Below are 19,186 nucleotides of genomic sequence, written 5' to 3' on the forward strand. Positions count from 1 at the left end.
AAAGGTCAACGCCCCAAACAGCGCTAACCGCCGCGCTGTTCGGGCGTGGCGCGCCGCCCGGCCGGAATGGCCTGCCGCCCGGTCAGCCGCTCGTGTTCCTGCAGCGCAAACCTGTCGGTCATCCCCGCGATATAATCCGACACGATCCGCGCCAGATCGGTATCCGCCTGCGCCTGCTGCACATCCTTGCGCCACTGACGGGGCAGAATATCGGGCTGCTGCATATAGATGGCGAACAGCTCGCGCACCACCTCGGTCACGTAGGATCGCACCTCGACCACCTCGGGCGCGCGATACATGCGGTGGAACAGAAACTCGCGGATGACCTTCAGATCCTCCCACAAAGGCTGTGAGAATTGCACCATCATCCGCCCCGCCGCCCGCACATCGGCAACGGAGTGCGGCCCCAGATCGGCCAGGTTCTGCTGCGTCACCGCAATCACATCCTCGACCAGAACCCCAAAGAACCGGCGCAACGCCTCGTGCCGACGGCGATAGTAATTCAGCCCCGGAAACAGCGCATCCACCTGGGCAAAACACCCGTCCAGAATGGGCATCTCGGCCAGCTCATCGGTGGAAAACAGCTCGGCGCGCAGCCCGTCATGCAGATCGTGATTGTTATAGGCAATGTCATCGGACAAAGCCGCCACCTGCGCCTCGGCGCTGGCATGGGTGTGCAGCTCCAGATCGTGGCGCGCGTCATAAGCGGCCAGAGCCCAGGGAATATCCCCCGTCACCGGCCCGTTATGCTTGGCGATCCCTTCCAAGGTCTCCCAGGTCAGGTTCAGCCCATCCCATTCCGCGTAATGCCGCTCCAACCCGGTGACGATCCGGATCGCCTGCGCGTTATGATCAAACCCGCCATAAGGGGCCATCAGCGCGGCCAGCGCATCCTCTCCCGTATGCCCAAAAGGCGTGTGCCCCAGATCATGCGCCAGCGCCACGGCCTCGGTCAGTTCCTGGTTCAGCCCCAAAGTGCCCGCAATCGTCCGCGCCACCTGCGCCACCTCGATCGAATGGGTCAGCCGGGTGCGGAAATAATCGCCCTCATGCTCAATAAAGACCTGAGTCTTATGCTTCAGCCGCCGAAACGCGCTGGCGTGAATGATCCGGTCCCTATCACGCTGAAAACACGACCGAAACGCGCTCTCCTCTTCGGGATAAAGCCGCCCCCGGCTCTCAGCCGGGTCAGATGCGAAACACGCTGCCATATGAACTGGTCCTTGTCGCCTGTCTTGGCCCCACATATATTGTATTGCACAGACCAAAGGAACCGCGTAGGAGCCCCAAACCCATGCAATTGCCCCCAAAAGTGACCGATCGCGCCTTCGCCCGCCTCTCTGAAATCGGTGCGGGCACCCAGGGTCAGGCCCTCCGAGTCGCCGTCGAGGGCGGCGGCTGCTCCGGCTTCCAATATGACATCAAGCTCGACACCCCCGCCCAGGACGACCTGATCCTCGAAGGCAGCGGCGAAAAAGTCCTGATCGACAGCACCTCCCTACCCTTCCTGGCCGGCGCCACGATCGACTTCACCGAAGAACTGATCGGCGCGCGGTTCGTCATCGACAACCCCAACGCCACCGCCTCCTGCGGCTGCGGCACCTCTTTCTCGATCTGACCCCCCTTTCTTTGCTCTTGCAAATACTCAAATCCCCCGCGCGCCCCAGGCGCGCCACTCTGCTCTTGCGCGCTCCCTTGTGAACGGGCCATACATCCCCAAACAGAACGGAGAGCCCCATGAAAATCGCCACCTTCAACATCAACGGCATCAAGGCCCGCGTGAAGGCGCTCAGCGATTGGCTGGAGGAAACCCAGCCCGACGTCGCCCTGCTTCAGGAAATCAAATCGGTCGATGAAAACTTCCCCCGCGAACTGTTCGAGGACATGGGCTACAATGTCGAAACCCATGGCCAGAAAAGCTTCAACGGCGTGGCGATCCTGTCCAAACTCCCGCTCGAAGATGTCACCCGCGGCCTGCCCGGCGATGACAGCGACGAACAGGCCCGCTGGATCGAGGCCACGGTAGTCGGCAAAACCGCGATCCGCATCTGCGGGCTCTATCTGCCCAATGGAAACCCGGTCGAGCTGAGCGCCGACGGCACCCCCGTGCCCGGTGGCAAATACGCCTATAAACTGGCCTGGATGGAGCGCCTGAAGGCCCGCGCCCAGGCCCTGCTGGCCGATGAAATGCCCGCGCTCATGGCCGGGGATTACAACATCATCCCCCAGGCCGAAGACGCCAAAACCCCCGAGGCCTGGCGCGAAGACGCGCTGTTTCGCCCCGAAAGCCGCGCCGCCTTTCGCCGGATCGTGAACCTTGGCTTTACCGAGGCCTTCCGCGCCCGCACCCAGGGGCCGGGTCACTACTCGTTCTGGGATTATCAGGCCGGCGCCTGGAACAAGGATAACGGCATTCGCATTGATCATTTCCTGCTGACCCCGCAATGCGCGGACCTGCTGCTGGACTGTAAGATCGACCGGGCCATCCGCGGTCGCGAAAAACCCTCGGATCACGTGCCCGTCTGGGTCGAGCTGGACGCCTAAGCGCTGCGGCGCGTCTCATCGTGCAGGTATAGCCAGTCGAACTGGTGCATCATCCGCCCCGGCGCGAACACGCCCCCCAGCCGCAGCGCCGTATGCGCGGCAAAGCGCAGCGGGCCAAATCCCAGATGGTATTTCCAGGCATTGCCCGAGGCCGCGTTGATCACACGGGTGGCCCGCGCATGACGCCGCAACTGATAGGCGGCCAGCGCGGCGGCCGGGCTATCAGAGGCTGACAGCTCCTCGGCCAGCGCCCAGGCATCCTCCAGCGCCATCGAGGCCCCCTGCGCCAGAAACGGCAGGGTCGGATGGGCCGCATCGCCCAGAATGGCTGTGTTTTGCCCGTGCCAGACCCTGGCCACCGGGTGACGGAACAGCCCCCACAGACGCACCTGCTGCACCTGCGCCAGCATGTCCTGTACCTCGGGGCCGAAATCGGCGAAGGCGGCGCGCAGATTGTCCGGGGTGTCGGCGTGGTTCCAGCCTTCCTCGACCCAATCGGTGCGCTCCTGCACCGCGACGAGATTCACCTCGGTCCCGCCGCGCAGAGGATAGCTGACCACATGCCGCCCCGGCCCCATATGCACCCGCGCCACAGGCGGCAGATCCAGCGTATTGGGGATCACCGCGCGCCAGGCAACCTGCCGGGTAAAGAACGGTTTGTCCTGCCCGTTCAGCGCCAGCCGGGTTTTCGAATGCAGCCCGTCCGCACCGATCACCAGATCGGGCGTCAGCTCGGATCCGTTGGCCAGCTTGATCACCGGAGGCGCGCCGGGAATGACCGCGGACACCTGCTGAAGCAGGCGGATTTTCACCCCGGCCTCGCGTGCGCCCCTGGCCAGCAGATCAATCAGATCGGCCCGGTGCACGAAAAAGTAGTTTCGATTCTGCAACCGGGTCAGATCCAGCCGGACGATCTGCCCCTTGCGATAATCGCGCAGGCTGACGGCCTGGGCCTGCACCGCGGGGGCGGCCAGATCGGCCCCCAGTCCCAGCGCGTCCAGCACCGCATAGCCATTGGGGCTGATCTGCAAACCGGCGCCCACCTCGGTGATCTCGCAGGCCTGCTCCAGCACCGTGACCGAGGCCCCCCGCATCGCCAGCGCACGCGCGGCGGCCAATCCGCCGATGCCGCCGCCGATCACGGCAATCTTCATTCCCAATAGGTGCATATCTGTCCCTTGAAACACAAAAGCGCCGAAGGCCAGCCCCCGGCGCTTTTGAATCCTTTAACTTGTCCGGACCTAGCTTGGCCAGACCCGGATCCCAGACCCCGAATCCCAGACCCCGGATCCGCCGGGATCAATCGTCGCGATGGACCTTTTCGCGCCGCTCGTGGCGTTCCTGGGCCTCAAGGCTCATGGTCGCGATCGGGCGCGCATCCAGCCGCTTGAGGCTGATCGGCTCGCCGGTGACCTCGCAATAGCCATACTCGCCCTCGTCGATCCGGCGCAGGGCCGCGTCGATCTTCGAGACCAGCTTGCGCTGACGATCACGGGTGCGCAATTCCAGCGCGCGGTCGGTTTCCTCGCTTGCGCGGTCGGCAATGTCGGGGATGTTGCGCGTGCTGTCCTGCAAGCCTTCAATCGTGTCGCGGCTATCGGCCAAAAGTTCGTTTTTCCAAGCATGGAGCTTGCGCCGGAAATATTCCAGCTGGCGTTCATTCATGAACGGTTCGTCTTCTGCCGGACGGTAATCATCGGCAAGAATTGTTTCCGCCTTCATTTCACTTCCCTCATCAAGGTCCATCTCAGTCAAGGCATTCTCTTCTGACATATATGGTACCCTCCCGACGCCGGATTTAACGCAAGACATGTTGCTTGTCACTACCCTTAAACGCCACACATTGCGGCTCACATCTGTTCACGCTACTGTGCGCCTCGAACAGGGCAGAAGGGTGATTAAATCATGAAATTTCAGGGTACAGACGCGTATGTGGCCACCGACGATCTGAAGGTGGCGGTCAATGCCGCGGTCACGCTGGAACGGCCGCTGCTGGTCAAGGGCGAGCCTGGCACGGGCAAGACCGAACTGGCCAAACAGGTGGCCAGCGCGCTGGGTCTGGAAATCATCGAGTGGAACATCAAGTCCACCACCAAGGCGCAGCAGGGCCTGTATGAATACGATGCGGTCAGCCGCCTGCGCGACAGCCAACTGGGCGAAGAGCGCGTCCATGACGTGAAAAACTACATCAAGAAGGGTAAGCTGTGGCAGGCCTTTGAGGCCGGCAAGAAAGTCGTGCTGCTGATTGACGAGGTCGATAAGGCCGATATCGAATTTCCGAACGATCTGCTTCAGGAACTCGATAAGATGGAGTTCCACGTCTATGAAACAGGCGAGACCATCCGCGCAGCGCAGCGCCCGATCGTGATCATCACCTCGAACAATGAAAAGGAACTGCCCGACGCTTTCCTGCGGCGCTGTTTCTTTCACTACATCCGCTTCCCCGAACCCGAAGTGATGAAACAGATCGTCGAGGTCCACCACCCCGACATCAAGCAGAAACTGCTGACCACCGCGCTGACGCAATTCTACGAAATCCGCGAGACCTCGGGGCTGAAGAAGAAACCCTCGACCTCTGAAGTTCTGGACTGGCTGAAACTGCTGCTGGCCGAGGACATGACCCCCGAGGATCTGAAACGCGACGGCGCCAATGCCCTGCCCAAACTGCACGGCGCGCTGCTGAAAAACGAACAGGATGTGCACCTGTTCGAACGTCTGGCCTTTATGGCGCGCAATCAGCAGCGCCGGTAAGCTTTTGCCGGCAAGCTTTTCGCCGCAAACGCGTATGCCGGAACAAAACCCCATTGTTCCGGCGCGCCGACACGGGCAGGATAGGCGCATGAGAAAACTGCTCTTTAGTTTTGCGGCGATATGTACGCTGGCTGGGTGTATGCCCGCCGGCACAGGCGGCCCCGCCAGCCGCGCCGCCGCCAGCCCCATCGGCGGGCTGCCCCCGATGAAAACCTTCTCCAGCCAGCCGCTGGAATCCGTGCGCGCCTCGAACCGTGACATCGCGCGCGATTTTCTGGACCTGGCCTTTCAGCTGGAATCGGGGCGCGAACTGCCCGTCTTTACCCGGTTCGAAGGCCCGATCACCCTGCGCGTTACCGGCCGCGCTCCGGCCCATATGCGTAACGATCTGAACCGCTTGCTGGCGCGGCTGCGCCATGAGGCCGGGATCGACATTACCCTGACCAACAGCGCCAGCGCCTCGATCACCATTGCGGCGGTCAAACGCGCCGATATTCAGCGGCACCTGCCCCAGGCGGCCTGTTTCGTGGTGCCCAATGTGTCTTCTTTGTCCGAATATGCCCGCGCCGCCCGCGCCGTCAAAACCGATTGGGTGCAACTGAATGCCCGCAGCAAAATGGCGATTTTCGTGCCGGTCGATTCCCCGCCGCAGGAAACGCGCGATTGCCTGCACGAGGAACTGGCCCAGGCGCTGGGGCCGCTCAATGACCTGTATCGCCTGCCCGATTCGGTGTTCAATGACGATAATGTGCACACGGTTCTGACGCGCTATGACATGCTGATCCTGCGCGCCTATTACGCGCCCGAGCTGCGCAACGGCATGTCCCGCGCCGAGGTGGCCCGCCGCCTGCCCTCGATTCTGGTGCGGCTGAACCCGGCCGGGCAATCGCGCACCTCGCGCGGGCTGTCGCAGACGCCGCGCGCCTGGATCGAGGCAATTCAGACCGCCCTGGGCCCCGGCACCCGCCCCGTCGCGCGCCAGCAGGCCGCGCGCAGGGCCCTGGCCATCGCGCAGAATGCGGGCTGGACCGATCATCGCATGGGGTTCTCGCATTATGCGCTGGGGCGGCTGACCCAAAGCATCAACGCCCAGGTCGCCCTGTCGCATTTCCGCGCCGCGCAGGCCTATTACACCCGTGATCCGGTCACGCAACTGCACGCCGCCCATGTGGCCGCGCAGCTGGCCGCCTTTGCCATCACCGAAGGCAACGGCGCCGAGGCTCTGCTGCTGACCGGCCCCTATCTGTCCGTCGCCGCCCGGCACGAGAACGCGGCGCTGCTGTCCACGCTGCAATTGCTGCGCGCCGAGGCGCTGGAGCTACAGGGCCGCCCGCGTGAGGCTCAGGCCGTCAGGCTGGACAGTCTGGGCTGGGCGCGATACGGATTTGGCGCGGACCGGGCGGTGCGGGCAAAACTGCACGAAATCACCTCCCTGTCCCCGCTGAACAGAGGAAACGGGCAATCATGATCGTCATCGCAGGCGCAATTTTGGGTTTGATCTTCGGTATTTACCGCGCAAAGAAACGCGGCGGAAACGGCAAGGACATCGCGCAACATGCGGTGGTTTACATGTTGTTGTTTCTGATTATCGGCCTGTTTGTCACCATTATCATCCACCGCGCGGCGCTTTGATCCATGTTCCTGCCCTTCTTTGAAAACCTCAGAAAAACCGGCGTGCCAGTGTCCCTGCGCGAGTATCTGAGCTTTCTGGAAGCGATGAAAGCCGGGCTGGTCACCTACGATGTCGAAGGGTTCTATTATCTGGCCCGGATCTCGATGGTGAAGGACGAGCGCAACATCGACAAGTTCGACCGCGCCTTTGCCCAGACCTTCAAGGGGCTGGAGCAGATCCAGCTGGGTGACGTGCTGGAGGCAATCGACCTGCCTGCGGACTGGCTTGAAAAAATGGCCGAAAAATATCTCAGCGATGAGGAAAAAGCCGAGATCGAAGCTTTAGGAGGCTTCGATAAGCTTATGGAAACGCTGAAAAAACGCCTGGAAGAGCAAAAAGGACGTCATCAGGGCGGGAATAAATGGGTCGGCACGGCGGGCACCTCGCCTTTTGGGGCCTATGGCTACAATCCCGAAGGGGTGCGCATCGGCCAGAAAGAAAGCCGCCATCAGCGCGCGGTCAAAGTTTGGGATAAGCGTGAATTCAAGAACTTAGACGACAAAGTTGAACTGGGAACGCGCAATATCAAGGTGGCTCTGAAACGTCTGCGCAGCTGGGCGCGCGATGGCGCCCACGAAGAGCTGGACCTGGACGGTACGATCCGCGCCACCGCCGAGCACGGCTATCTGGACGTGCAGACCCGACCCGAGCGGCGCAACGCCGTCAAGGTGATCCTGTTTCTGGACGTCGGCGGCTCGATGGATCCGCATATCAAGGTGATGGAAGAGCTGTTTTCTGCCGCCAAATCCGAATTCAAACATCTGGAACACTACTATTTCCACAATTGCCTGTACGAAGGCGTGTGGAAAGACAACAAGCGTCGCTGGGATCAGCAGACCCCCACCTGGGAAGTTCTGCGCACCTATGGCTCTGATTATAAATGTATTTTCATCGGGGACGCCTCGATGTCGCCCTATGAAATCCACTATCCGGGCGGCGCGAATGAACATTGGAACCCCGAGGCCGGCCAGGTCTGGCTGGAACGCGCGCGCGAGCAATGGCCCGCGAATCTGTGGATCAACCCGGTGCCCGAACGCTATTGGAGCTACACCCAATCCATCAAGATGATCGACGAGATTTTTGAAGGAAGAATGGTCTCTATGACATTGGAAGGATTGGAAAAAGGCATGAAAGAGCTAACGCGCTAAGCAAGCCGCCTTTTCTAATCGCAGTGCCATTTACACCAAATTAGGGTTTCTCGCCCAATGTGAATCGAAATTGCCGCGCGGGCTCTTTCCTTTGCGCCGGGGATGGCCATATTAGCGCTATGCTGAAACTCATGCCCCTTTTGCTGGCGCTGCTATATGGCGTTGCGATGTACCGCGTGTCTGCCTGGCGCACCCGCAAAGAGCTGGATTCGAAATCCACGGTCCTGGACGATCCCGAACTGGCCAGGGTGACGGACCGCCTGGCCGCCGCGCTGGAAATCCCCAGGGTGCGTGTCGATATTTTTGAGGTCGATCCCGTCAACGCGCTGGCTGCCCCCGATGGACGGGTTTTTGTGACGCGCGGCATGATCGAGCGCTATCAGCGCGGCGACATCCTGCCCGAGGAAATCGCCAGTGTGATCGCGCATGAACTGGGCCATGTTGCGCTGGGGCATACCCGTCGGCGGATGATTGATTTTTCGGGGCAAAACGCGTTGCGGACGGCCTTGGGTGCGATGCTGTCACGGTTCTTGCCCGGAATCGGCGGTCTGATCGCCGGGCTGATGACCCGCGTTCTGGCCGCGCATTTATCGCGCGCGGATGAATACGAGGCCGACGAATACGCCAGCGCGCTGATGGTCAAGGCCGGGTATGGCACCGGCCCTCAAAAGGATCTGTTTGCCAAGCTGGATCAGATGACCGGCGCGCATGGGGCTGCGGGCGTCGCCTGGCTGATGAGCCACCCCAAAAGCCGCGATCGCATCGCGCGGATCCAACAGAACGAGCGGAAATGGGGTATCAGCGGCTAAGCGCCTTACCCAGGCGCGGCAGCCGGGCCTTTTTCAGCAGCTTGCGCGTGTCCCAGGTCTCGCCGGACAAAAGATCAGCCTGTTGGCGCACCTGTTCAACGGCAGCAGCCACGGCCGAAGGGGCCGCCAGCCAGCAATGATACAGCAGCTCATCGGGGGTTTGGCGCGACAGGCCTTCCTCGGCCAGGGTGTGTTTGGGGAAATCCTTGGCGTTCATCGTCAGCAGCACATCGGCCGAGCCCGCAATCGCCGCCGCCAGCACATGCACATCGGCCGGATCGGGCAGATAAAGGCGGTTTTCCAGCGAGGGCGGCCAGCTGACCTCGGCCCGTGGCCAATCGCGCGAGACCAGCGCGATCTCGGTGCGGGCCTGCGGCTCGCCCGTGGGGCCCAGTTTGCGCGCCGCCCGCGCCCATTCCTCAAGGATCCGCGCAGACCAGAGCGGCTGAAACGCGCCGGTGCGCGCCACGGCCAGCAGAACCTCTCGCATCACGGTGGGGTACAGAACGCAGGTATCCAGCAGCACCTTCATAGGCGGAAGAACAGCGCCTTCAGATAGCCGCTTTCGGCCAGTTGCGGCATCAGGGGATGGTCCGGCCCGGCATAGCCCGTGTGGATCAGCTGAGCCGCGCGCCCTGCCCGTCCGATCCCACGCACACAGGCACCACGGAATTTCGTCAGATCGGCGGCGTGCGAACATGAACACAGCCCCAGATACCCCCCCGGCGCCACCAGAGGCGCGGCCAGCCGGGCAACGCGTTCATAGGCGCGCAGGCCGGCCTCCAGCGCCTTTTTCGAGGGCGCAAAGGCCGGCGGATCGCAGATCACCACGTCGAATTGCGCGCCTTCCTCGGCCAGTTTTGTCAGCACGTCAAAGGCATCGCCCTTGCGGGTTTCGAACCGATCCGCCGCGCCCATGGCCTCGGCCCCCTGGGCTGCCAGATCCAGCGCCGCCTGCGAGCCATCGACAGCCAGGGCGCTGCGCGCGCCCCCGGCCAGAGCGGCCAGGGAAAACCCGCCCACATGGCTGAACACGTCCAGCACACGCGCGCCATTGGACAGGCGCGCGGCGAAGGCGTGGTTGGGCCGCTGATCAAAGAAAAGGCCGGTTTTCTGCCCCGCAACCAGATCGGCCATATAGACCGCTCCGTTCATCGGCACCGGGATGGGCGCGTCCGGCAGGGCTCCGGCGGCGATACCGCTGTCCTCGTCCAGCCCCTCCAGCGCCCGCGCCCGCCCCGAGGCGTTCTTCAGCACATGTTTCACGCCCGTCACCTGGATCAGCGCCGCCACCAGCGCATCAAACCGCGCATCGGCCCAGGCCGCATTGGGCTGCACCACGGCGGTGTCCGCGAAGCGATCAATCACCACGCCGGGCAGCCCGTCGGCCTCGGCATGGATCAGGCGGTAAAACGGGGCATCGTACAGGCGCGCGCGCATTTGCAGCGCTTTCTCGATCCGGGCAGCGAACCAGGCCTGATCAATCTGGGCCGTCACGTCCCGGTCCAGCATCCGGCACATGATCCGGCTACCGGGGGTGACCGCCACCAGCCCCAGATCGGCGCGGTTCTCATCCTGCAATACGGCCACGGTGCCGGGGGTCAGGGATTTGGTGCGCCGGTCGGTGACCATTTCATTGTCATAGACCCAGGGAAACCCGTGCCGGATGGCGCGGGCGTTGGATTTGGGCTTCATACGGACGGTCGGCAGGCTGGTGGGCTGGGCTGTATCTGTCATGCAGCCCTCATAGACAGCTTGCGCCGTCATGAAAAGCGATCAATCCGGATCGCCCACCAGAATAAACGGTGCCCAATAGGCCGGGTGCGACCAGGCGGGCTGCTGAGGCGTGTCGATCATCGCCAGAATGGCCTGGCGCTGCGCCTGAGCGGCGCGCAGATCGGGATCGGCGGCGCGGCGGGCGAACAGATCGGTCATCAGCGCCACGGCCGAGCGGCTCTCGACCGGCCAGTGCGACACCATCAACGCCCGCGCGCCCGCATAGGTAAAGGCCTGCGCAAGCCCCGACAGCGCCTCGGCCCCCGGTTCATCCCCGACGGCGGTGTTACAGGCCGACAGCACCACCCAATCGGCATTCAGCCTGAGCGAGGCAATTTCCGAGGCCGTCAGCAGCCCGTCCTCGCCCTGCCCGGCGGTCAGCGCCAGCGCGGGTTCCGCCAGTTGCTGCTGCGCGGTCACCATATCGCCCGCCACCAGCCCATGCGTGGCGAAATACAGCACGCGGTAATCCGACAGGCTCTGGGCTTTCAGCTGCGCCTCGCTGGCCATGGACTGGGCCAGAACGTCCCTGTCCTGCGCGGCCCCGACGGCCTGCGCCACGGCGCGCACCTCGATTGCGGTTTCGGGCAAGGGCGCCAGCGCGCCGCGCATCGCCGCACGGGTGACATCCAGCCCGGCCACCCGATCCCGATTTTCTGACGGGTTGGATTCCGATTGGCCGAAAATCGGATCGGCCAGACCAAGGAACGGTTTGCTGGCCCTTTCGGTCTGGCGGGCAAGAGCCGTCAGCCGCAGCGAATCCACCGAAGGGATCACCGTCATCGCATGGTGGCGGATCAGCCAATCGGCCTGGCTGCGATCCGGGGCCGCATTGCGCACCAGCAATTGCGGCGGCACCGAGGACATAGGCCCGCGCAGCTCGGTATAGATGTGGGTTTTTCCCTCCAGAAGATCGGCCACCACCCCGAACGTCTGGGTATAAATCCAATGCGCCGCATAGACATCAAAGGCATCGCGGCTGGCCTGTTTGGGCTGTTTCAGAGCAATCCCTGCCCGCACCCCCATCCGCAAATCAATCGAGCCCCGCAGATCGCGGATCGCCATGTTCAGACTGTCCAGGCTAACCGGCATTTCGCGCCATTCGGCCCGATCGCGCGTGGCGACGAAAATGAAATCCCAGTCTTGCTCTTGGTCGCCGATGTCCAGAATGACCAGCGCCTCCTCGGGGCCCAGCATGGATTGGACCTCGGCCAGGGACAGCGGCGCAGCCCCATAAAGCGCATCAAAAGGCAGATCCCGATCACGCAGGCTGGCGCCGACCGCGTTGATCCGATCAGACAGCGCAGAGATCTCGGCCCGGATCTGGCGCTCTTGCTCGGGGCGGCGCTGCGCGTTGGGCAGGCCGGCGAAGTAGGAAATCTCGTCTTGCAGCTGGGCCTGGCGGCGCTGCATATCGGTGAAATCGCGCATCATCTGCGATTTGGCCGTATCCTGCACCTGCACCCGCTGCGCAAGAGTGGCATAGGCCGCCCGCGCCGCGCTGCTATAATTGACCTGCAAAATGCGAAAGGCCTGGCGCGTCACCTCGGCCGGGTCCAGCGCGCCGGAGTCTTTCGCCCGCCACAAGGTCTGCTGCAACAGCAGGCGGCTGCCATTGCCTGCGGCCTCGGCCTTCAGGGCCAGATCCCAGGCGGCGCGGTGATGGCCCAGATCGGACTCCATCGCGCCCAGATTCAGATAGGCCCGCCCGGTGAACGGATGGGTGGCCGAAAGCAGGCGTTCACGCAGAGCAACGGTTTCGCGCATATCCTGCAAGGCCAGATCGAACTGAGCCGTGCCCAGCGTCCCCCAAGACCGCATAAGCGCCCGGTGCCCCAGATATTCCGCATAGGGCAAGGATTCCCGGCCGAACCTGGCCAGAATACCCGTGTGCCATTGCTCCATGATCCGCGCCATCTGCTGCATGTCGCGCAGCTCGTACAGCACCAGGGCATATTCCCCCAAAGTGTGCACCGTTTCAGGATGGTTCGGCGGGCGGCAGGTCTGCGCGCGGATCAGACTGTCCGCATAGGCATCGCGGGCTTGCTCTGTCTGCCCCAATTCCTGCAACAGATGCGCCCGCTGACGGGCAACAGCGCAGGCATAGCTGGCGGCGCGACCATCCTCAGAGACATCCATAAGCGGCAGAACCTGTTCAAAAATCCGCAGCGCCTCGGCCTGGAACCCCAGCCCCTTCAGAATGCCCGCCGTGTTGTATTGCCACAGCAATGTCTGGCTGTTTTCAGCCCCCCACACGGTTTCGGCAAAGCGGGTTGCCTCTAACGCCAGAGGCAGCGCATCGTTGGCCGATCCCATCCGGGCCAGGTGCATCGCCAATTGCATGGCCGCATCCATCCGCGCGGGGTGATATTTGAAATAGTTCTGTTCCCACAGCTTATAGGCTGCCTCCATTTCGCGCAGAGCCTCGGCGTCGCGCCCGCGCAGATGTATGATATTGGCCAGAGCCTGCCGCAGCCGCAGGGTCTTGATATGCGCTGGCCCGCCGGCCTCGGTGACCGTCTGGATCAGCGGACGAAGCGCGGCCTCGGCCCCGGCATAATCGCCTTGTCGGAAATGGCTGTCCATCAGCGCCTCTTGTGCGGCAATCTGACTGTCCAGCGGTTCGCCGAACATCTGCGCATCAGCGGAATCGGCCGAGATAAAAGCCAGAAATAAGGCCAGAAACAGGGCCAGAAACAGGGCCCGAGAAAGAGCATTAATCAAACGTATCATGCCGGAAAAATACGCGTCTTATTGCGCGTTCGTCCACTGATTTGACATGACAAATGCGGTTCGCGTGGATGGGTTGAACCGTTATCGCTAACAGTCTATAGGCTAAACAGGCAGGAGGGACTCATGAATCTCAACGATACCATCGCACGCGTCACCGATCGGATCATTGCCCGCAGCGCCCCGACACGCCAGGCCTATCTTGCGCGCACCCAGGCCGCAATTCAGGCCGGGCCCGCCCGCACGCATCTGACCTGCGGCAACCAGGCCCATGCCTATGCCGCCATGGGCGCGGATCAGGACGCGCTGATTCAGGGACGCGCGCCCAATCTGGGAATCGTGACCGCCTATAATGACATGCTGTCCGCGCATCAGCCCTTTGAGCATTACCCCAGCCTGATCCGCGACACAGCCCGCGCGAACGGTGCCACAGCGCAGGTGGCGGGCGGCGTTCCGGCCATGTGCGATGGTGTGACCCAGGGCCAGACCGGGATGGAGCTGTCTCTGTTTTCGCGCGATGTGATCGCGATGGCGGCGGGCGTGGCACTGTCGCATAACACTTTTGATGCTGCGATCTATCTGGGGGTCTGCGATAAGATTGTCCCCGGCCTGGTGATCGCTGCGGCCACTTTTGGCCATGTGCCGGCGGTGTTCCTGCCCGCCGGGCCGATGACCAGCGGCTTGCCCAATGATGAAAAGGCCCGCGTGCGGGCGCAATTCGCTGCCGGTCAGGTCGGGCGCGATGCGCTGATGCAGGCCGAGATGGCCAGCTACCACGGCCCCGGCACCTGTACCTTCTATGGCACGGCCAACTCGAACCAGATGCTGATGGAGATCATGGGGCTGCACCTGCCCGGCGCGTCTTTTGTCACGCCCGGCACCCCGCTGCGCGAGGCGCTGACCCGCGCGGGCACCGAACGCGCCCTTCAGATCACCGCTCTGGGGAATGATTTCACCCCCGCCGCCCATGTTCTGGACGAGCGCGCCTTTGTGAATGGCATCGTGGGGCTGATGGCGACGGGGGGCTCGACCAACCTGCTGATCCACTTACCCGCCATGGCAAAAGCGGCGGGTATCCAGCTGACAATGCAGGATTTTTCCGAAATTTCCCAGGTGGTTCCCCTGCTGGCCAAGGTCTATCCGAACGGCTTGGCCGATGTGAATCATTTCCATGCGGCGGGGGGTTTGGGCTTTGTCATCGGGCAGTTACTGGAAACCGGGCTGCTGCATGACGACGTCCAGACCATCGCCGGTACCGGCCTGGCCCGTTATGCCCATGAGCCGCAATTGATTGAGGGCAAACTGGGCTGGGCCTCGGCCCCGCGCAGCAGTGAGAACGATAAAATCCTGCGCCCGCCCAGCGATCCGTTCCAAAAAACCGGCGGGCTGGCCCTGATGCAGGGGAATCTGGGGGCCGGGGTCATGAAAATCTCGGCCGTCACGCCCGACCGTCACCGGATCGAGGCCCCCGCGCGCGTCTTCGATAGCCAGGAAGCCGTCAAAGCGGCTTTTCAGGCGGGCGAGTTCACTCAGGACACCGTGGTGGTCGTCCGGTTTCAGGGGCCGCGCGCCAATGGGATGCCCGAATTGCATGGGTTGACGCCGACGCTCTCGGTTTTGCAGGATCGCGGGCTGAAGGTTGCGCTGGTGACCGATGGGCGGATGTCCGGGGCCTCGGGTAAGGTGCCCTCGGCCATCCATGTCTCGCCCGAGGCCGCGATGGGAGGGCCCCTGGCCCGTGTTCAGGACGGGGATCTTCTGCGCGTGGACGCGACGGCCGGGACGCTGGAAAACCTGACCCAGGGGTTCGAGAGCCGCAACCCCGCGTCCCCCGACCTGAGCGCCAACACCACCGGCATGGGCCGCGAGCTGTTTGAAACCTTCCGCCAATCGGTCGGCCCGGCCACCGAGGGCGCCAGCTCATTCACATGAGGTTTGCATGATAACACCTTCTGAAACATCAGTTTTCACTGAATCTCTGTGCGCAAAAGCCCCCGTCATTCCGGTGCTGGTGGTGCATGAACCCCGCCACGCCAAAGGGCTGGCGCAGGCGCTGATTTCCGGCGGACTGCCGGTATTGGAGGTCACCTTGCGCACCCCCGCCGCTTTGGATGTGATCCGTGAAATGGCTGCGGTTCCGGGGGGAATCGTTGGGGCGGGCACTGTGTTGACCCCGCAGGATGCCCATGACGCCAAAGCGGCCGGCGCGGCCTTTGCGGTGTCACCCGGAGCGACGGACCACCTACTAAGTGCTTGTGAACAGGCGGATTTACCACTATTGCCCGGCGCGGCCACCGCCACTGAGGCGATGGCATTGCTAGAGCGGGGCTATCGTGTGCAGAAGTTTTTCCCGGCCGAGGCCTCAGGCGGAGCCCCCGCGCTTCGGGCGATCGGCGCCCCGTTGCCTCAGATCCTGTTTTGCCCGACCGGCGGGATTGGGCTGCATAATGCGTCCGACTATCTGGCGCTTGGCAATACGCGCTGCGTCGGCGGCAGCTGGGTGGCACCGCAGGATCTGATCCGCGCCGAGGATTGGAGCGGGATTGAAACCCTGGCACGCGAAGCTGCGTCCCTGCATTAACTTCGCGACATAATATCATTAACTTCGCGACATAATATACTGTTTTAATTTCTTATTCTACTTTTCCATCCGCCACGTCTGCGCGGTGAAGACATCTGATGAAGCCCCTCGGCCAGAATCGCGACCATCGGGTGATCGGGGTGTTTTTGCGCATAGAGAGGGTGCAATTCCGTTAACGCTTTGTGCGCCTCAACCCCCTCAAGGCTGAGCGCCCAATCCAGAAAAATCGTCCGGCATTCCGCCGCGGTTATCCCTTCAATCCGAAAAGATTCACGGATCAATCCTTTTGGGTCCAGTGGGTTACGATCCATTATTCAACCTTTCCATGAGCCCGATAGAAACGCGTCAATAACCGCGGCGGCTTGAGCGGTTTGCCCGGCCAGCGCGTCTTGTAATGCGTTAATCGTGTCATACCCTGTCTCACGCAATAGCATCACGCGCCCGCCCTCGCCAATCTGCTGCGGATCAAGCGGTTTATCGGTCAGAAGCTTCGACACCACCTGCACCTGCCAACAGAGATCATACGCTCTGAGCAGACATTCCTGCTGGGCGTCCGTCAGGGCATCCACGGCAACAGCCGCCGCAATCCCCGCGCGAACACTGTGCCCGCTATGCCCCGTCAACAAGGCGCAGGTCTGCGCGATCAGCTCGATATCCTGAAGCCGTCCAGGGCCGATCTTGGCGTCCCAGATCCCGGCCGGAGCCTTTGTTGCGGCGATGCGCCCACGCATTTCAGACACATCGGCCAGAACCTTTGGCGCATCCTGCGGCTGGGTCAGCACCTCGGAGCGCACCAAGGCCACGGCCTGGGCGACGGTGGCCTCGCCCGCGACGGGCCGGGCGCGGGTCAGGGCCAGATGCTCCCAGGTCCAGGCCTCGGACGTCTGGTAATCGCGAAAAGACCTGAGACTGACCGCAACCGGCCCTTGCGTGCCGGACGGGCGCAGCCGCATGTCGATTTCGTATAGCCGCCCTTCGGACATCAAAGCCGTCACCGCCGTCACGATCGCCTGCGTCAGGCGTGCGTAATAGGGCCGCGTGGCCAGCGGGCGCTTGCCATCGGAACTTTCGACCCCATCGGCATCATAGATCACGATCACATCCAGATCCGAGGCCGCATTGATCCGCCCTGCCCCCAGCGATCCCATGCCCAGCAGCATCGCGCCCTTACCCGGCTGAGGCCCATGTTTCAGGGCGAAATTGTCCGTCACGACAGGCCACAAAGCGCCCAGAACGGCCTGCGCCAGATCGGCATATTCCTGCCCCGCAACATCAGCCGAAATCAGCCCGCGCAGATGGTGAACGCCGATCCGGAAATGCCATTCCTTGGCCCAGCGACGGGCGGTATCCAGCTTGCGTTCGTAATCTGGCTCGGTCTGCATCCGTTCGGACAGCTCCGCTTGCAGGGCGTCCAAACCGGGCCAATCTTCGAAGAAACCGCCCCCGATTACCGCATCGAACACCCCCGCATGGCGCGACAGATGCGCCGCCAATGCCGGCGAGATTCCAACAATATCCACAAGCAAATCAATCAGTTGCGGGTTTGCCTCGAAGAGAGAGAACACCTGCACCCCGGCCGGAAGCCCGGACAGGAACCCATCCAGCGCGACCAGCGCCTCGGCAGGTTTGGCCGCCCGCCGCAAGCGCGACAACAGCTCGGGGCGCAAACGGTCAAAGATCGCCACCGCCCGTTCCGAGCGCAGCGCGGGATAGCTGGCCCAGCGTTGCAAGATGGTCTCATCGAATTCGGTCTCGGGCTGCGGGCGCGGCGGCGGCGCGGCGTCAGGCGCAAAGAACCCCTCGGTCAGGCTGTGCACCTCGTCCAGGCGCGCGGTCAGATCCGATTGCAGCGCAGCGACATCCGTGTCCATGAAGGCCGCCAGCCGGGCAAAGCCTTCGTCGGATTTGGGCAGCAGATGGGTCTGCGCGTCATTGATCATCTGCACCCGGTGCTCGACCTCGCGGTGATAGCGGTAGTGCCGGGTCAGGGTTTCAGCAACCTGAGAGGGAATCCAGCCTTTCTCGGCCAATGCAGCCAGCCCGTCGCAGGTGCCGCGCAGGCGCAATTCAGGGTCACGCCCCCCGGCGATCAACTGACGGGTCTGGGTGAAAAACTCGATCTCGCGAATGCCGCCGCGCCCCAGTTTCATGTTGTGCCCGGTCAGGCTGCGCCGCCCGCCGGTGCCCTTATGTTCACGGATACGCAGGCGCATGTCGTGGGCGTCCTGAATGGCGGCGAAATCCAGATGTTTGCGCCAGATGAAGGGCCGCAGCACCTTTAGAAACCGCGCGCCAGCGTCCAGATCCCCGGCCGAGGGGCGCGCCTTGATATAGGCGGCCCGTTCCCAGGTGCGGCCCATGCTTTCGTAATAGGTCTCGGCGGCGGCCATGGCGATGCACACGGGCGTGACCGAAGGATCCGGGCGCAGGCGCAGATCGGTGCGGAACACATAGCCCTCGGCTGTGACATCGTTCAGCATGGCCGACATTTTGCGCGTCGCCCGCACGAACGAGGCCCGCGCATCGTGATAATCGGCCGGGTCGAACCGCGTTTCATCAAACAGGCAGATCAGATCAATATCCGAGGAGTAGTTCAGCTCATAGGCGCCCATTTTCCCCATCGCCAGGCTGACCATGCCGCCCGCGCTGGGGATGTCATCCTCGGTGGCGCCGGGCAGTTTGCCGCGCCGGATTTCCGCCCCAACAGTGGCCTGCAACGCCACGTCGCTGGCCAGATCGGCAAAGCGGGTCAGCGTGCCGGTGACCATCTCCAGCGGCCAGACCCCGGCCAGATCGCACAGCCCCGACAAAAGCGCGATGCGCCGCTTCGCCTGCCGCAGATGCGCCGCCAGTTGATCGGGCGGACAGGCGCGCGCCTCAGCGAACAGCGCAACAACCGCCTCTTCGGGGTTGTCCAGCGCGGGTGTCAGCCAGGCGTGCTCTTTCTCCATCAAGGTTTTCAGATAGGGGGCGCAGCCGGCGGTGCCCTCAATGACCTGCAAGACTTCGGCGGGCAGGTCCGGAAATAAATCGCGCGCTTCGGCCCCGCGATCGGGATCAAAGGGACGCGGCGATCGGCTGATACGGGATGCAAACTTCATGCGCGCAGATGGCCACGAAGCCGCCCGGTCGTCAACAGGACAAAGCGCAGCCCCTTTACATCTTATGCGGGCTT

Annotated in this window: 17 protein-coding genes; 9 read left to right on the forward strand and 8 right to left on the reverse strand. The window is 63.0% G+C overall.

Going from position 1 to position 19,186, the window contains the following annotated elements:
- Positions 1-23: 23 nt before the first annotated feature.
- Complete coding sequence (locus ACP15O_RS12940; RefSeq protein ID WP_425096520.1) at positions 24-1,211, reverse strand: deoxyguanosinetriphosphate triphosphohydrolase; 1,188 nt, start codon at positions 1,209-1,211, stop codon at positions 24-26.
- Between the two features lie 83 nt (positions 1,212-1,294).
- Here ACP15O_RS12940 and ACP15O_RS12945 point away from each other — a divergent pair, with 83 nt between their 5' ends.
- Positions 1,295-1,618 carry a HesB/IscA family protein gene (locus ACP15O_RS12945; RefSeq protein WP_425096521.1) on the forward strand — a complete coding sequence of 108 codons (324 nt, stop codon included), beginning with the start codon at positions 1,295-1,297 and terminating at the stop codon, positions 1,616-1,618.
- Between the two features lie 119 nt (positions 1,619-1,737).
- Positions 1,738-2,544: an exodeoxyribonuclease III gene (gene xth, locus ACP15O_RS12950; RefSeq protein WP_425096522.1), complete on the forward strand. Its 807-nt coding sequence runs from the start codon at positions 1,738-1,740 to the stop codon at positions 2,542-2,544.
- Here xth and ACP15O_RS12955 read toward each other — a convergent pair.
- Both ACP15O_RS12955 and dksA read right to left on the reverse strand, forming a co-directional pair.
- Complete coding sequence (locus ACP15O_RS12955) at positions 2,541-3,713, reverse strand: FAD-dependent monooxygenase (RefSeq protein WP_425096523.1); 1,173 nt, start codon at positions 3,711-3,713, stop codon at positions 2,541-2,543. The two genes, xth and ACP15O_RS12955, sit on opposite strands and share 4 nt — an antisense overlap.
- Positions 3,714-3,843: 130 nt before the next feature.
- On the reverse strand, positions 3,844-4,266 hold the full coding sequence (gene dksA, locus ACP15O_RS12960; RefSeq protein WP_425096524.1) for an RNA polymerase-binding protein DksA: 423 nt from the start codon (positions 4,264-4,266) through the stop codon (positions 3,844-3,846).
- Positions 4,267-4,449: 183 nt separating this feature from the next.
- Here dksA and ACP15O_RS12965 point away from each other — a divergent pair, with 183 nt between their 5' ends.
- From ACP15O_RS12965 to ACP15O_RS12985, 5 genes are all read left to right on the forward strand, one after another.
- Positions 4,450-5,295: an AAA family ATPase gene (locus ACP15O_RS12965; RefSeq protein ID WP_425096525.1), complete on the forward strand. Its 846-nt coding sequence runs from the start codon at positions 4,450-4,452 to the stop codon at positions 5,293-5,295.
- A gap of 88 nt (positions 5,296-5,383) precedes the next feature.
- On the forward strand, positions 5,384-6,763 hold the full coding sequence (locus ACP15O_RS12970) for a DUF2927 domain-containing protein (protein ID WP_425096526.1): 1,380 nt from the start codon (positions 5,384-5,386) through the stop codon (positions 6,761-6,763).
- Positions 6,760-6,927 carry a hypothetical protein gene (locus ACP15O_RS12975; protein ID WP_425096527.1) on the forward strand — a complete coding sequence of 56 codons (168 nt, stop codon included), beginning with the start codon at positions 6,760-6,762 and terminating at the stop codon, positions 6,925-6,927. Before ACP15O_RS12970 ends, ACP15O_RS12975 begins: the two co-directional genes overlap by 4 nt.
- Before the next feature lie 3 nt (positions 6,928-6,930).
- Positions 6,931-8,115 carry a vWA domain-containing protein gene (locus ACP15O_RS12980; RefSeq protein ID WP_425096528.1) on the forward strand — a complete coding sequence of 395 codons (1,185 nt, stop codon included), beginning with the start codon at positions 6,931-6,933 and terminating at the stop codon, positions 8,113-8,115.
- Between the two features lie 119 nt (positions 8,116-8,234).
- Complete coding sequence (locus ACP15O_RS12985) at positions 8,235-8,924, forward strand: M48 family metallopeptidase (protein ID WP_425096529.1); 690 nt, start codon at positions 8,235-8,237, stop codon at positions 8,922-8,924.
- Here ACP15O_RS12985 and ACP15O_RS12990 read toward each other — a convergent pair.
- The 3 genes from ACP15O_RS12990 to ACP15O_RS13000 are packed head-to-tail and all read right to left on the reverse strand — an operon-like array spanning position 8,914 to position 13,433.
- Positions 8,914-9,456, reverse strand: coding sequence for an RSP_2648 family PIN domain-containing protein (locus ACP15O_RS12990; protein WP_425096530.1), 543 nt, complete (start codon positions 9,454-9,456; stop codon positions 8,914-8,916). The genes ACP15O_RS12985 and ACP15O_RS12990 overlap by 11 nt on opposite strands.
- Positions 9,453-10,661, reverse strand: coding sequence for an RSP_2647 family RNA methyltransferase (locus ACP15O_RS12995; RefSeq protein WP_425096531.1), 1,209 nt, complete (start codon positions 10,659-10,661; stop codon positions 9,453-9,455). The genes ACP15O_RS12990 and ACP15O_RS12995 overlap by 4 nt, the downstream gene beginning before the upstream one ends.
- A gap of 39 nt (positions 10,662-10,700) precedes the next feature.
- Positions 10,701-13,433, reverse strand: coding sequence for a CHAT domain-containing protein (locus ACP15O_RS13000; protein WP_425096532.1), 2,733 nt, complete (start codon positions 13,431-13,433; stop codon positions 10,701-10,703).
- Positions 13,434-13,556: 123 nt separating this feature from the next.
- Here ACP15O_RS13000 and edd point away from each other — a divergent pair, with 123 nt between their 5' ends.
- Both edd and eda read left to right on the forward strand, forming a co-directional pair.
- Entirely contained in the window at positions 13,557-15,362 is a 1,806-nt protein-coding gene (gene edd / locus ACP15O_RS13005; protein WP_425096533.1) for a phosphogluconate dehydratase, read from the forward strand.
- Positions 15,363-15,372: 10 nt separating this feature from the next.
- A complete protein-coding gene (eda, locus tag ACP15O_RS13010; protein WP_425096629.1) occupies positions 15,373-16,011 on the forward strand; it encodes a bifunctional 4-hydroxy-2-oxoglutarate aldolase/2-dehydro-3-deoxy-phosphogluconate aldolase in 639 nt (212 codons plus the stop codon).
- A gap of 44 nt (positions 16,012-16,055) precedes the next feature.
- Here eda and ACP15O_RS13015 read toward each other — a convergent pair whose 3' ends face one another.
- Both ACP15O_RS13015 and ACP15O_RS13020 read right to left on the reverse strand, forming a co-directional pair.
- Positions 16,056-16,322: a hypothetical protein gene (locus ACP15O_RS13015; protein WP_425096534.1), complete on the reverse strand. Its 267-nt coding sequence runs from the start codon at positions 16,320-16,322 to the stop codon at positions 16,056-16,058.
- A 3-nt stretch (positions 16,323-16,325) separates the two neighbouring features.
- Entirely contained in the window at positions 16,326-19,112 is a 2,787-nt protein-coding gene (locus tag ACP15O_RS13020; RefSeq protein WP_425096535.1) for a [protein-PII] uridylyltransferase family protein, read from the reverse strand.
- Positions 19,113-19,186: the final 74 nt, after the last annotated feature.

It is taken from the genome of Youngimonas ophiurae (nom. illeg.), assembly GCF_049803795.1.
Taxonomy (GTDB): domain Bacteria; phylum Pseudomonadota; class Alphaproteobacteria; order Rhodobacterales; family Rhodobacteraceae; genus Thalassobius.

Coding starts and splice junctions, on each gene's coding strand:
- ACP15O_RS12940 (WP_425096520.1), bottom strand. CDS start 1,211: ATGGCAGCGTGTTTCGCATCTGACCCGGCTGAGAGCCGGGGGCGGCTT.
- ACP15O_RS12945 (WP_425096521.1), top strand. CDS start 1,295: ATGCAATTGCCCCCAAAAGTGACCGATCGCGCCTTCGCCCGCCTCTCT.
- xth (WP_425096522.1), top strand. CDS start 1,738: ATGAAAATCGCCACCTTCAACATCAACGGCATCAAGGCCCGCGTGAAG.
- ACP15O_RS12955 (WP_425096523.1), bottom strand. CDS start 3,713: ATGCACCTATTGGGAATGAAGATTGCCGTGATCGGCGGCGGCATCGGC.
- dksA (WP_425096524.1), bottom strand. CDS start 4,266: ATGAAGGCGGAAACAATTCTTGCCGATGATTACCGTCCGGCAGAAGAC.
- ACP15O_RS12965 (WP_425096525.1), top strand. CDS start 4,450: ATGAAATTTCAGGGTACAGACGCGTATGTGGCCACCGACGATCTGAAG.
- ACP15O_RS12970 (WP_425096526.1), top strand. CDS start 5,384: ATGAGAAAACTGCTCTTTAGTTTTGCGGCGATATGTACGCTGGCTGGG.
- ACP15O_RS12975 (WP_425096527.1), top strand. CDS start 6,760: ATGATCGTCATCGCAGGCGCAATTTTGGGTTTGATCTTCGGTATTTAC.
- ACP15O_RS12980 (WP_425096528.1), top strand. CDS start 6,931: ATGTTCCTGCCCTTCTTTGAAAACCTCAGAAAAACCGGCGTGCCAGTG.
- ACP15O_RS12985 (WP_425096529.1), top strand. CDS start 8,235: ATGCTGAAACTCATGCCCCTTTTGCTGGCGCTGCTATATGGCGTTGCG.
- ACP15O_RS12990 (WP_425096530.1), bottom strand. CDS start 9,456: ATGAAGGTGCTGCTGGATACCTGCGTTCTGTACCCCACCGTGATGCGA.
- ACP15O_RS12995 (WP_425096531.1), bottom strand. CDS start 10,661: ATGACAGATACAGCCCAGCCCACCAGCCTGCCGACCGTCCGTATGAAG.
- ACP15O_RS13000 (WP_425096532.1), bottom strand. CDS start 13,433: ATGATACGTTTGATTAATGCTCTTTCTCGGGCCCTGTTTCTGGCCCTG.
- edd (WP_425096533.1), top strand. CDS start 13,557: ATGAATCTCAACGATACCATCGCACGCGTCACCGATCGGATCATTGCC.
- ACP15O_RS13015 (WP_425096534.1), bottom strand. CDS start 16,322: ATGGATCGTAACCCACTGGACCCAAAAGGATTGATCCGTGAATCTTTT.
- ACP15O_RS13020 (WP_425096535.1), bottom strand. CDS start 19,112: ATGAAGTTTGCATCCCGTATCAGCCGATCGCCGCGTCCCTTTGATCCC.